General features: G+C 71.5%; 14 protein-coding genes. 8 read left to right on the plus strand and 6 right to left on the minus strand.

Going from position 1 to position 11,984, the window contains the following annotated elements:
• Positions 1-489, plus strand: a complete 489-nt coding sequence (locus tag DA085_RS04615; protein WP_154402098.1) for a hypothetical protein — start codon at positions 1-3, stop codon at positions 487-489.
• Positions 490-514: 25 nt separating this feature from the next.
• On the opposite strand, the gene gpmI is transcribed toward DA085_RS04615, so the two are convergent.
• Genes gpmI through DA085_RS04630 form a run of 3 tightly spaced genes read right to left on the minus strand, consistent with a single transcriptional unit; the run spans position 515 to position 4,138 of the window.
• On the minus strand, positions 515-2,149 hold the full coding sequence (gene gpmI / locus DA085_RS04620; protein WP_202619099.1) for a 2,3-bisphosphoglycerate-independent phosphoglycerate mutase: 1,635 nt from the start codon (positions 2,147-2,149) through the stop codon (positions 515-517).
• Entirely contained in the window at positions 2,146-2,829 is a 684-nt protein-coding gene (locus DA085_RS04625) for a response regulator transcription factor (protein WP_109471750.1), read from the minus strand. The genes gpmI and DA085_RS04625 overlap by 4 nt, the downstream gene beginning before the upstream one ends.
• A gap of 10 nt (positions 2,830-2,839) precedes the next feature.
• Entirely contained in the window at positions 2,840-4,138 is a 1,299-nt protein-coding gene (locus DA085_RS04630; RefSeq protein ID WP_109471751.1) for a sensor histidine kinase, read from the minus strand.
• 181 nt (positions 4,139-4,319) lie between these two features.
• On the opposite strand from DA085_RS04630, the gene phoU reads away from it, so the two are divergent.
• Entirely contained in the window at positions 4,320-5,012 is a 693-nt protein-coding gene (gene phoU, locus DA085_RS04635; RefSeq protein WP_109471752.1) for a phosphate signaling complex protein PhoU, read from the plus strand.
• A gap of 6 nt (positions 5,013-5,018) precedes the next feature.
• Here phoU and DA085_RS04640 read toward each other — a convergent pair whose 3' ends face one another.
• A complete protein-coding gene (locus tag DA085_RS04640) occupies positions 5,019-5,555 on the minus strand; it encodes a hypothetical protein (RefSeq protein ID WP_154402099.1) in 537 nt (178 codons plus the stop codon).
• 186 nt (positions 5,556-5,741) lie between these two features.
• Between DA085_RS04640 and DA085_RS04645 the strand changes: the two genes are divergently transcribed.
• Entirely contained in the window at positions 5,742-6,224 is a 483-nt protein-coding gene (locus DA085_RS04645) for a CarD family transcriptional regulator (RefSeq protein WP_109471754.1), read from the plus strand.
• 29 nt (positions 6,225-6,253) lie between these two features.
• The gene (ispD, locus tag DA085_RS21920) at positions 6,254-7,609 is read left to right on the plus strand and encodes a 2-C-methyl-D-erythritol 4-phosphate cytidylyltransferase (RefSeq protein WP_337189762.1); all 1,356 of its coding nucleotides are present in this window, start codon (positions 6,254-6,256) and stop codon (positions 7,607-7,609) included.
• Here the strand turns inward: ispD and DA085_RS04655 are convergent.
• The gene (locus DA085_RS04655) at positions 7,590-8,543 is read right to left on the minus strand and encodes an LLM class F420-dependent oxidoreductase (RefSeq protein WP_109471756.1); all 954 of its coding nucleotides are present in this window, start codon (positions 8,541-8,543) and stop codon (positions 7,590-7,592) included. The two genes, ispD and DA085_RS04655, sit on opposite strands and share 20 nt — an antisense overlap.
• A gap of 63 nt (positions 8,544-8,606) precedes the next feature.
• On the opposite strand from DA085_RS04655, the gene ispF reads away from it, so the two are divergent.
• Positions 8,607-9,110: a 2-C-methyl-D-erythritol 2,4-cyclodiphosphate synthase gene (ispF, locus tag DA085_RS04660; RefSeq protein WP_109471757.1), complete on the plus strand. Its 504-nt coding sequence runs from the start codon at positions 8,607-8,609 to the stop codon at positions 9,108-9,110.
• 78 nt (positions 9,111-9,188) lie between these two features.
• Here the strand turns inward: ispF and DA085_RS04665 are convergent, their stop codons facing one another.
• Positions 9,189-9,581 (minus strand): hypothetical protein, encoded by a 393-nt coding sequence (locus DA085_RS04665; RefSeq protein ID WP_109471758.1) that lies wholly within the window; start codon positions 9,579-9,581, stop codon positions 9,189-9,191.
• Between the two features lie 124 nt (positions 9,582-9,705).
• Between DA085_RS04665 and DA085_RS04670 the strand changes: the two genes are divergently transcribed.
• The 3 genes from DA085_RS04670 to DA085_RS04680 all read left to right on the plus strand — a co-directional run bounded on the left by DA085_RS04670 (position 9,706) and on the right by DA085_RS04680 (position 11,973).
• Positions 9,706-10,791 (plus strand): S-(hydroxymethyl)mycothiol dehydrogenase, encoded by a 1,086-nt coding sequence (locus DA085_RS04670; RefSeq protein WP_109471759.1) that lies wholly within the window; start codon positions 9,706-9,708, stop codon positions 10,789-10,791.
• On the plus strand, positions 10,788-11,426 hold the full coding sequence (locus DA085_RS04675) for an MBL fold metallo-hydrolase (protein ID WP_237565312.1): 639 nt from the start codon (positions 10,788-10,790) through the stop codon (positions 11,424-11,426). Before DA085_RS04670 ends, DA085_RS04675 begins: the two co-directional genes overlap by 4 nt.
• Before the next feature lie 88 nt (positions 11,427-11,514).
• Entirely contained in the window at positions 11,515-11,973 is a 459-nt protein-coding gene (locus tag DA085_RS04680) for an SRPBCC domain-containing protein (RefSeq protein WP_109471760.1), read from the plus strand.
• Positions 11,974-11,984: the final 11 nt, after the last annotated feature.

The following is an 11,984-nucleotide window of genomic DNA, read 5'->3' on the forward strand; positions in this document are numbered from 1 at the left end:
ATGGACGACACCAGGTGCTCCGACGGGCCGGTTCCCGGAGACCCACCGGGCGCGGAGCCCTCGCGCAGCCCATGGCTGGGACGCGCCATGCTCGTGCTCGCGTTGACCGTCACGGTCGCGGCGTGCGCGACGGAGCCACCGGGTCAGGACCAGCCGGTCCCGGGCGCCCACTCGTCAGGTGGGGGTGGGGAGGAGCCTGAGGCGTTCGCGGTCCACCACGACGTGGAGTACTACGGTGCCTGCGGCAACGAGGTGCTGCGACTGGGGCGGGAGACCTACTATCCGCTGCTGGAGGACGAGGAGCTCGACGTCATCAGGTACGGCAGTGGCACGGGGGTGCACGTGAGCACCGTCGAGCGGCCCGGACCCGGTGACGACATCGGCACGCTGACTGTCTACAGCGACGGTTATGCACGGTTCGTCTCCGACAGCGGTACCTACGACATCTGGCTCACGGAGCAGGAGCGGGAGTACACCTGGGAGTGCTGAGCTCCCGCTCCTGGCGCCCTGTCCTTCAGGCGCGTGCCACCAGGGAGGGACGGTAGTCCTGCGGCACCTCGAGACCGAGCAGGACCAGCAGGGTGGCGGCCAGGTTCGAGAGCCCGGGATCCTGGGCACCGTCCACGGGCTCCCACTGCTGACCCGAGTAGTCCGTGATGTAGAGCGGCACCGGGTTGGTCGAGTGCGCCGTCTTCCACAGCGGGCTGCCGTCCTCGGACGTGCGGGGCCTGCCCTGCGTGTCGCGCTCGACCATGTCCTCGCTGTTGCCGTGGTCAGCGGTCACGACCAGGCACCCACCCGCCGCCTCGACGGCCTGGGCGATCCGGCCGACGGCCTCGTCGACCGCCTCGACGGCGATGATGGTGGCCTCGAAGTTGCCGGTGTGCCCGACCATGTCGCCACCGGCCAGGTTGGAGCGCAGGAAGGTGTAGCCACCCTTGCCGAGTGCCTCGATGACATAGTCCGCGGTCTCGGCTGCCTTCATCCTCGGGGCCTTGTCGAACTCGACCTGGTCGGACGGGATGTCGATGTAGGTCTCGGTGCGGGGATCGAACGGGTCCGACCGGTTGCCGTTCCAGAAGTAGGTCATGTGGCCGAACTTCTGGGTCTCGGAGGCCGCCAGCTGCGGCAGCCCCGCCCGCGCGATGATCTCGCTCACCGAGTTGTCGATGTGTGGTGGCTGCACCAGGCGGACCGGCGGCATGTTGGTGTCGCCGTCATACAGGGTCATCCCCGCGAAGAAGACGTCAGGCACCCGGCCCCGGTCGAAGCCGCTGAAACCGTCACCCTCGACGAACGCGCGGGTCAGCTCGATGGCACGGTCGCCGCGGAAGTTGAAGATCACCACGGCGTCACCGTCGTGGACCGGCCCGACGGCCTCGCCGCGGTCGTCGACGACGGTGAAGGCCTCCAGCAGCTGGTCGCTGATCCCCGGGGTCTCCGCGCGGAGTGTGGAGACGGCCTCGCCGGCCGAGGGGAACGGCCGGGCGGTGCCCTGCACGTGGGCGCGCCACCCGGCCTCGACGACGCCCCAGTTGGCCTCGTAACGGTCCATCGTGGTGACCATGCGGCCACCTCCCGAGGCGATCCGCCAGTCCAGGTCGGTGCCCTCGGTGCGGGTGCTCAGGGCATCTTCGAGGCGGGCGACGTACTGATCCGCCGTGCGGTCCTCCACATCACGGCCGTCGAACAGCGTGTGCAGCCGCAGTCGGGTGATGCCATCGGTCCTCGCGTGGTCCAGCAGCAGCATCAGGTGGTCCCACGACGAGTGCACGTTGCCGTCGCTGAGCAGGCCGATCAGGTGCAGTGCCGCCCCGTCAGCCGTCGCCGTGGCCACGGCGTCCCGCCACGCGCCCTCCCAGATCTCTCCACCGCGGACCGCGTCGTCGACCCGCTTGGCGCCCTGCGGGAAGATCCGGCCGGCGCCCATCGTGTTGTGCCCGACCTCCGAGTTGCCCATGTCGTCGTCGCTGGACAGGCCGACGTGCGTGCCGTGAGCGAAGACCTCCAGATAGGCACCCGTGTCCCGCAGACGGTCCAGGTGCGGGGTCGACGCCGCGGCCACCGCGTCGTACGCGTCCCCGGTGCCCACGCCGACACCGTCCATCACCACGAGGACGACCGGGCGCCCGTCCGTCCCCGCCCTCACGGCGCCTCGAACTTGTAGCCCAGGCCGCGCACCGTGACGATGTGCTGCGGCTGCCCCGGGTCAGGCTCGATCTTGGCGCGCAGCCGCTTGACGTGGACGTCGAGCGTCTTGGTGTCACCGACGTAGTCGCTGCCCCAGACACGGTCGATGAGCTGGCCGCGGGTCAGCACCCGTCCGGCGTTGCGCAGCAGCATCTCCAGCAGCTCGAACTCCTTGAGGGGCAGGGACACCGCGTCACCGTTCACCGAGACGGTGTGGCGCTCCACGTCCATGCGGACGGGGCCCGACTCGACCGTCGAGGGCAACAGCTCCTCCGGCTCGGACTGCCGGCGCAGGACGGCCTTGATGCGGGCCAGCAGCTCGCGGCCGGAGTACGGCTTGGTGACGTAGTCGTCGGCGCCGATCTCCAGGCCCACCACCTTGTCCACCTCGCTGTCCTTGGCGGTGAGCATGATCACCGGCACGGACGACTTGGCCCGGAGCGAGCGGCAGACGTCGACCCCGGAGAGGCCCGGGAGCATCAGGTCGAGGAGGACGAGGTCGGCGCCGTTCCGGTCGAACTCGGTGAGCGCGTCCGGTCCGGTCTCGGCGACCGCGACGTCGTAGCCCTCCTTCTGGAGCATGTAGGAGAGGGGGTCCGAGAACGACTCCTCGTCCTCCACCACCAGGATCCGGGTCATGACTCACTCCTCACTCGGGCGCACTGCCGAGATCACGTGTTGTGCGGGGGGGCTGAACGGATGCTGACCCAGAGGTTACCGTCGGATTCTCCGTCGGTGTGTCCCGGGTGTCGGCGGGGGAGGCGGGCAGCGCCAGGTCGGTGGTGCCGCGGGAGGCGGGCAGCGCCAGGTCCGTGGTGCCGCGGGAGGCGGGCAGCCGGATCGTGAACGTCGACCCCTGGCCGACCTGGCTCCACACCACCACGTCCCCGCCGAGGTTGGCGCAGATGTGCTTGACGATGGACAGCCCCAGACCCGTGCCCCCCGTCGCGCGGGACCGGGCCGCGTCGACGCGGTAGAACCGCTCGAAGACGCGCTCCTGGTCCGCCGGTGAGATCCCCTGACCCTGGTCGGTCACCGACACCTCCACCAGGTCGCCGCGACGACGGCTCACGACGGCGATCGGGCTGCCGTCGTCGGAGTAGCTGATCGCGTTGGTCACCAGGTTGCGGATCGCGGTGGTGACGAGCTCGGCGTCCCCGCGCACCTCCAGGTCCTCCGGCGAGCCGTTGCGCCGCACGGTGAGCCGCCGCTGGCCGGCCACGACACGGGTGTGCTCGACGGCCTCCTCGGCGCACCGGCCCACGTCCACGGGCACGAGGGGGTCGGACAGGTCGGCGGTCTGCAGCCGGGACAGGTCGACGATCTCGGTGACCAGCCTGGTCAGGCGGTTGCTCTCGATCTTCATCCGGCCCGCGAACCGCTGGACGGCGACGGGGTCGTCCGCAGCGTCCTCCACCGCCTCGGCGAGCAGCGCGAGGCCGCCGACGGGCGTCTTGAGCTCGTGGCTGACGTTGACGACGAAGTCGCGCCTGACCTCCTCGACCCGACGCGCCTTGGTGCGGTCGTCCACCAGCGCCAGGACCAGGTCCCCGCCGATCGGCGCGACCCGCACGCCGACGACCATGATCCCCTGGCCGAGAGGGCCGCGCGCCAGCTCGAGCTCGGCCTCGCGGATGATGCCGTCCCGGTGGACCTGCACCGCGAGGGTCCCGAGCTCGGCGTGGGTCAGCGTGTTGCCGCGCACCAGCCCGTAGGCCACGGCGGTGGCACTGGTCTTGACGACGTTACCCCCGGCGTCGAGCACGATCGCTCCGTCGCGCAGCACGGCCAGAACGTCGGAGACACCCTCGGGCACCTGCGGCTCGGCCGGTGGTTCGGGCGTCACGGGCTGCTGCCGGCGCTCGGAGACGCGGACCAGGAGCGTGGCGATCACGGCAAGGGCGAGTCCCAGCACCACGCCCAGGGCTCCCGCCGTCAGTCCGTCCACAGGGCTAGCCTAGGTCGCTGCAGGCCCGGTCAGGACCGCCCGGGACGCGAGGCACCCGCTGCCGCGCTGGCCGGGCCCACCTGGTCGGATGCCGTTCACCTGGCGTGTGTCAGCCGTTCACCCGAGACTGAGAGGGTCACCGACGGACACTGTCCGGGTCACACGAGAGGGAGCGGATCCGATGCGCATCGCATTCACCGAGGAGTTGCAGTTCATCTCCGATCAGCTGGTCGAGATGGCGGGACTGACGTCCGCGGCACTGGAGCAGGCCACGACGGCGCTGATGAGTGCCGACCTGGAGCTGGCCGAGTCCGTGATCAGTGCGGACGAGCACATCGACGCCGTCCGGCGCGACCTCGACACACGCGCCGTGGACGCGCTTGCCCGGCAGCAGCCGGTCGCCACGGACCTGCGCACCCTCGTCACCGCGATGCGGATGAGCGCCGACCTGGAGCGGATGGGTGACCTGGCCCGCCACGTCGCGAAGCTGACCCGGCTCCGCTACCCCAACCGGGTCCTGCCCGAGGCGCTCACCGCCACCTTCCGGCGGATGGCCGAGGTCGCCGACGCCCTCGTCATGGAGGCCGCGCGCATCATCAGGGACAACGACGTCGAGGCGGTGACCCAGCTGAAGATCACCGACGACGAGATGGACGACCTGCACCGTGACGTCTTCCGCGTCCTGCTCGACAGCAGCTGGGACAGCGGGGTGCAGGCCGCGATCGACGCCACGCTGCTCAGCCGTTACTACGAGCGGTTCGGCGACCACGCCGTGTCCATCGCCCAGCGCGTCGTCTACCTGGTGACCGGTCAGTGGGACGAGGACAACCTCAACATCGACGAGCGGATCGACGTCACCGAGGTCAGCCGCTGAGCCGGCTCAGGAGGGGACGTCGGCGGTCGTGACCGCGATGTCGCTGTAGGGGCCCTCCGGCAGAAGCACCGGGGCGAGCCCACTGTCCGCCTCACCCTGGGAGGTCTGCACGACCAGCTGCAGCGAGCCGCCGGGGCTCACCTCGACGGCGGGCACCTGCACGGGCGTGCCGCTGCCGTCCGGGCCCTGGCCGTCCAGCCGGAGCGACTGCCCCGGGGCGACACTCAGGGTCGGCTGCAGCGCGACGGCCTCAGCGCCGGTGCCGAGGGTGACGGTGACCTCGGTGGGCTCGCTGGTGTTGTTCACCACCAGCCCGCTGACGGTGCCGGGTGCACCGTTGCCCTCGCTGACCACGAGCAGGTCGCGGACAGCGACCTGGCCGGCGTCGACGGAGACGCCGTCCGCCGGGTCGTAGTTCATGTCGGTCGTCACCGGCGAGCTGATCTGGCAGCCGCTGAGGGTGAGCGCGGCCGCGAGCGCGAGTCCACTCAGGGCCGCGCGGCGGGGGCGGGAGGCATTCTGGGCAGCGGTCCGGAAGGTCACGAGGGACACTCTAGCCGCCCCTCCACGCGCGCGTGGAGGACCCGTGCGGACAGGGTGTCCGGAGGGTGCAGGAAACTCCCAGAACGGTCGTCCCGAGACGCTGACCAGCACAAATATCAAGCATGTCATTACGTGATCTGCGCCACGCATGGTACCCTTGAGGTCCGCGAAAGGGGCTAACTGAAGATGACGTTCAAGGTCGGCGAGACGGTTGTGTACCCGCACCACGGGGCCGCACTGATCGAAGAAATGAAGACGCGCACCATCAAGGGCGAGGAGAAGCTCTACCTAAAGCTCAAGGTCGCACAGGGTGATCTGACCATTGAAGTTCCCGCAGACAACTGCGATCTGGTCGGGGTCCGCGATGTCGTCGGCAAGGAGGGACTGGACAAGGTGTTCGAGGTGCTGCGCGCCGAGCACACCGAGGAGCCGACCAACTGGTCCCGCCGCTACAAGGCCAACCTGGAGAAGCTTGCCTCCGGTGACGTGATCCGGGTGGCGGAGGTGGTCCGCGACCTGTGGCGTCGCGACAAGGACCGCGGGCTGTCGACCGGTGAGAAGCGTCTGCTCAACAAGGCCCGTCAGATCCTCGTCTCCGAGCTCGCGCTCGCCGAGAAGACCAACGAGGACAAGGCCGAGGCCACTCTGGACGAGGTCCTGGCCTCCTGACTCCACAGCACCGCGTCGGCGTGATCCTGGTGGCCGCCGGCCGGGGCACCCGCCTCGGAGCCGACCGGCCCAAGGCTCTCGTGCCTCTCGGGCACGGACCCGCTGCACTACCGCTGGTGACACACGCCCTCCGGGGCGTGTTGTCATGTCCGGACCTGACCGACGTCGCGGTCGTCGCACCGCCGGACCGTATGCCGGAGCTCACCGCGGCCGTGCGCCTCGCCTCTGCCGAGGGCTCGGCGGACCGGCTCCTGGGGGCGCAGGGACAGGACGTGTCCGTCCGGGTCGTGCCCGGCGGCGACGAGCGCAGCGACTCCGTCGCCGCCGGCCTGGGGGCCCTGCCTGGAGGAGTGGGCATCGTCCTGGTGCACGACGCGGCCCGGGCGCTGACGCCACCGAGCGTCTTCCACCGGGTGGTGGCCGCCGTCCGGCACGGCCACCCGGCGGTCACGCCGGCCCTGCGCGTGACGGACACCATCAAGACCGTGGACACCCGCGACCACGTGGTCAGCACCCCGGACCGCTCCGTGCTGCGTGCGGTCCAGACTCCCCAGGGGTTCCTCCGTGAGACCCTCGAGCGGGCACACCGGCACGGGGGTGGGGCCGTCACCGACGACGCCGGGCTCGTCGAGGCGCTCGGCACGGCCGTCCTGGTCGTCGACGGGGACCCGAGGGCGCTCAAGATCACCGGCCCGGAGGACCTGGCCACCGCCGGTGCCTGGATGCAGCAGACCGGTGGCACGCCCACCCCGACCCCGCCCACGGCTGGCGCCTCACCTGGTCGGGGCGAGATCGGTCCCGGCCGCCGGCCGGTCCTGCTCGTCCTCGGCGGCCTGCCGGGCGCCGGCAAGACCACCGTGGCGCGTGCCTGGGCCCGGCAGCGGGGCGCCGTGCACGTGCGTCTCGACACCATCGAGCAGGCACTCGTCCGCGCCGAACCCGGCCGCGGGGTCGGTCCGGAGGGCTACGCGGCCGCCTACGCCGTCGCCGCCGACCAGCTCGCCCTCGGGCTCGACGTCGTGGCCGACTCAGTCAACCCCCTGCCGGTGACGCGACAGGCCTGGCGAGACGTGGCCGCGGAGTCCGGGGCACGGGTCGTCGAGGTCGAGCTGACCTGCGACCCCGCCGAGCACCGCGAGCGGGTGGAGACCCGCTCGGCCGACATCGAGGGTCACCGGCTGCCGGACTGGTCGGCGGTCGGAACGGCCGACTACGCCCCCTGGCCCGAGGCCGGCCTGTCCCTGGACACGACGGGCCAGGACGTGGCTGCCCTCGTGCGACGCCTCGAGGAGCAGGTCACCGGCACCGGCGAGCGGCCCACCGACCCGGCGGCGGGTGCCACCGACTCGACAGCGGCCGACCGGCTCACCCCACCTGGGGCATGACCTCCGCGGCGACCAGCTCCAGGTGGTCCACGACGTCGTCGGACAGGTCCAGCACCTGCAGGTAGACCCGGGTGATGCCGGTCCGCTCCACCCACCGGCCGATCCGGTCGACCACCTCGGCCGGCGTCCCGGCCAGGCCGTTCTCGCGCAGCTCCTCCGGTGCCCGCCCGATGGCCTGTGCCCGGGCCCGGAAACCCGCCTCGTCCCGCCCCACGACAGCGGTCAGCGCCGCGGAGCGGACCAGGTCGGCCGGCTCGCGTCCGGCGCTCTCGCAGGCGTCGGAGACCCGCTCGAACTGCGTCGCCGCCTGCTCCAGCGGCACGAAGGCGACGTTGAACTCGGCGGCGTACCGCGCCGCCAGCGCGGGCGTCCGCCGGCGGCCGGCCCCACCGACGATGACCGGCGGGCCACCGGAGACCGGGTCCTGCTGCACCGGCTTGGGGAGGGCAGGTGAGTCGTCCACGGTCACGGTGCTGCCGGCATACGAGAACGTCTGTCCCTCCGGCGTGCCCCACAGACCCGTGATGACGGCCAGCGAGTCCTCCAGCAGGTCGAAGCGCTCACCGACCTCCGGGAACGGGATGCCGTAGGCCGTGTGCTCCGCCCCGAACCAGCCCGCGCCCAGGCCGAACTCGACGCGACCGTCGCTCATCGCGTCGACCTGGGCCACGGCGATGGCGGTCGGTCCGGGCAGCCGGAAGGTCGCCGAGCTGACCAGCGTGCCCAGCCGGATCGTCGAGGTCTCCCGGGCCAGCCCGGCGAGGGTGACCCAGGCGTCGGTCGGCCCCGGCAGGCCGTCGCGCTCGCCCATGGCCAGGTAGTGGTCGGAGCGGAAGAAGGCGCCGTAGCCGCAGGCCTCGGCCGTGCGGGCGGCGCGGAGCTGGTCGGCATAGGTCGCCCCCTGCTGGGGCTCGGTGAAGAGACGGAGTTCCACGGCCCCAGTCTGTCCCACACCGGTGCACGACCGGCGTGGGGTGCCCGTCCTACAGTGGGGCCCATGAGCAGCCAGCCTCCCTGTCGTGTGGGCACCGGGGTCGATGTCCACGCCTACGCCGCCGAGGGGAGCGGGCGGGTGCTGATGCTCGGCTGTCTGGAGTGGCCGGGCGAGCGTGGCACCGAGGGGCACTCGGACGGGGACGTCGCCGCCCACGCCGCCTGCAACGCGCTGCTGTCCGCCGGGGGACTGGGTGACCTCGGAGCAGTCTTCGGCACCGACCGTCCGGAGCTGGCCGGCGCCTCCGGGGAGCACCTGCTCCGCCACGTGCTGAGCCTGCTGTCAGCCGCGGGGTGGCAGGTCGGCAACGTCGCGGTGCAGCTCGTCGGGAACCGTCCCCGCGTGGGACCACGGCGCGCGGAGATGGAGGCTGCGATGTCCGCCGCGCTGGACGGCGCAGCGGTCTCGGTGACCGCCGCGACCACGGACGGTCTGGGCTTCACCGGTCGCGGCGAGGGTCTCGCCGGGATCGCGACCGCGCTGGTCCACGCGCGCGGCGACGACTGACCGCGCTGGTCTCCACGCGCGCCGCGACGACTGACCGCGCGGCAGGACGCGGCCTCCCCGAGTGACCTTCCGGGGGTCTCAGCTGAGGGCGATGGCGGCGAAGACCCCGCCGGGCCACCACAGCCACCAGCCGACCGAGCGCTGCACGAGGCACAGCCAGCGGTGACCACCGGCCAGTTGGATGACCGTGGTCACCACCAGCGACAGCACCGGTAGCAGTCCGATGACGAGCGCAGCCACGGGCTGGTCTGCAGCGAGCGCCACCCCGACGAGGACCGCCAGGGTGTAGAGCCCCAGCGTGAGGGCCGGGATGATCACGTAGTTGCCCAGCCGCCACCAGAAGCCGTGGGCGTGCGTGGGGACCTCGCGACCGCAGGGGCAGAGTCTCTTGCCCACCCCGATCACGGCCGGGCGGCTGCCTCCGGCCCGCTCCGGACTGCTGGTCACTGACTCGCCGCCGTCCCCCTGCACGGCAGCGACGATACCGCTGCCACGCGGGGAGGAGTCACGTACGCTGACCCGTGCTGGCTGCCCGGTCTGGTGACTGGTAGGCATAGGCCAGGAAGCAAGCCGTCCGATCACCGAGGAGTTCACCGTGCCGAGCACAGTCAAGGGAGTCATCGCCCGCAGCAAGGGGGCCGACGTCGAGGTCGTCGACATCGTCGTGCCGGACCCGGGGCCGGGGGAGGCGGTGGTCCGCGTCGAGGCCTGCGGTGTCTGTCACACCGACCTGCACTACCGGCAGGGTGGCATCAACGACGAGTTCCCGTTCCTGCTCGGGCACGAGGCCGCCGGCACGGTCGAGGCGGTGGGTCCGGGCGTGACCGAGGTGGCACCCGGGGACTTCGTCATCCTGAACTGGCGCGCCGTGTGCGGCCAGTGCCGGGCCTGCGCCAAGGGTGAGCCGTGGTACTGCTTCAACACGGCGAACGCGACCCAGAAGATGACGCTCACGGACGGCACCGAGCTGTCGCCGGCCCTGGGGATCGGTGCCTTCATCGAGAAGACCCTGGTGGCCGCGGGTCAGTGCACCAAGGTCGACAAGGAGGCCTCGGCCGCGGCGGCCGGACTGCTGGGTTGCGGGATCATGGCAGGCTTCGGTGCCGCCGTGAACACCGGCGGCGTGCGGCGTGGGGACTCGGTCGCCGTCATCGGGTGCGGTGGGGTGGGCAACGCCGCGATCGCCGGTGCGGCGCTGGCCGGCGCCACCACGATCATCGCGGTCGACCTGGACGACCGGAAGCTCGAGGGCGCCAAGGGCTTTGGCGCCACCCACACCGTCAACAGCTCGGACCGGGACCCCGTCGTGGCGATCCAGGAGCTGACCGGAGGCTTCGGCGCCGACCTGGTCGTGGACGCGGTCGGTCGGCCGGAGACCTACAAGCAGGCCTTCTACGCCAGGGACCTGGCCGGCACGGTCGTCCTCGTGGGCGTCCCGACCCCCGACATGATGATCGAGCTGCCCCTGCTGGACGTCTTCGGGCGCGGCGGCTCGCTGAAGTCGAGCTGGTACGGCGACTGCCTGCCCTCGCGCGACTTCCCGATGCTGATCGACCTCTACCGCCAGGGACGCTTTGACCTGGATGCCTTCGTGACCGAGACGATCCCGCTGGACGGGGTGGAGCACGCCTTCAGCAAGATGGAGCGCGGCGAGGTGCTGCGTTCGGTGGTGCAGCTGTGAACGGCGCCGGACTGCCCCGCATCGACCACGCGGTGACCTCGGGCACCTTCAGCCTGGACGGTGGCACGTGGGAGGTCGACAACAACGTGTGGGTCGTCGGTGACGACCACGAGTGCGTCGTGATCGACGCCCCGCACGACGTGGACGCGATCCTGGCCGTCGTGGGCGGCCGGACCGTCACGGCGATCCTGCTGACCCACGCGCACGATGACCACATCGATGCTGCGGTGGCGCTGTCCGAGGCCACCGGTGCACCGACGCACCTGCACCCGGAGGACCGGATGCTGTGGGACCGGGTGCACGACCAGGCGCCGGACGAGGAGCTCGCCGACGGCGACACCATCGAGGTGGCCGGCACGGTGCTGCACGTGCTGCACACGCCGGGCCACTCCCCGGGGGCCTGCTGCTTCCACGCGCCCGCCCTGGGCGCCGTGTTCAGCGGCGACACCCTCTTCCAGGGTGGCCCGGGGGCGACGGGCCGCTCGTTCAGCAGCTTCGACACGATCATCGAGTCGATCACCGGCAAGCTGCTCACGCTGCCGCTCGACACGGTCGTGCACACCGGGCACGGCGACACGACCACGATCGGGGCCGAGGCCCCGAACCGCCAGGAGTGGATCGACCGCGGCCACTGAGAGACGGCTGACCGGCGCGCTGCAGCCCTAGCGCGACCGGCGTCGACTGGAGCACACTGGTGTCGTCCGCCCTCAGTGAGGAGAGCCGATGAGCGCGATGGGTGTCGAGCAGCAGGACGTCGAGGCAGGCCCGATCGTCTGCACCCGCCGGGTCGACGTCGATCCGGTCCATGCCTTCGAGGTGTTCACCGAGCGCCTCGGTGACTGGTGGGACCCCCGGTTGACGCCCGACCCGGGGACCTACGAGGGAGCCGATGTCGAGGAGGTGGAGGGCGGCGTGGTGGCCCTCCACCACGACGGCGAGGACTACCCGATCGGCGAGGTGCAGGAGTGGAGCATCGGCGAGCGGTTCGCGATGACCTTCCACCTGACGCTGCCGCGGGACCACCCGACGGTCCTCGAGGTCGACTTCGAGCCGTCCGAGGGTGGCACCCTCGTCACCCTGACCCACGGTGGCTGGGGCCCGGACAACCAGTCGCACCGGGGCCGCTTCACCGAGTGGCCGAACCTGCTCGAGCGGTTCGCGGCCACCGCCGTCAGCGAGTGAGCGCCCCGGCG

The sequence above is a fragment of the Ornithinimicrobium cavernae genome, assembly GCF_003121625.1.
In the GTDB taxonomy this organism is placed as follows: Bacteria; Actinomycetota; Actinomycetes; order Actinomycetales; family Dermatophilaceae; genus Ornithinicoccus; species Ornithinicoccus cavernae.

Coding starts and splice junctions, on each gene's coding strand:
- DA085_RS04615 (WP_154402098.1), top strand. CDS start 1: ATGGACGACACCAGGTGCTCCGACGGGCCGGTTCCCGGAGACCCACCG.
- DA085_RS04625 (WP_109471750.1), bottom strand. CDS start 2,829: ATGACCCGGATCCTGGTGGTGGAGGACGAGGAGTCGTTCTCGGACCCC.
- phoU (WP_109471752.1), top strand. CDS start 4,320: ATGCGCATCGCATTCACCGAGGAGTTGCAGTTCATCTCCGATCAGCTG.
- DA085_RS04645 (WP_109471754.1), top strand. CDS start 5,742: ATGACGTTCAAGGTCGGCGAGACGGTTGTGTACCCGCACCACGGGGCC.
- ispF (WP_109471757.1), top strand. CDS start 8,607: ATGAGCAGCCAGCCTCCCTGTCGTGTGGGCACCGGGGTCGATGTCCAC.
- DA085_RS04680 (WP_109471760.1), top strand. CDS start 11,515: ATGAGCGCGATGGGTGTCGAGCAGCAGGACGTCGAGGCAGGCCCGATC.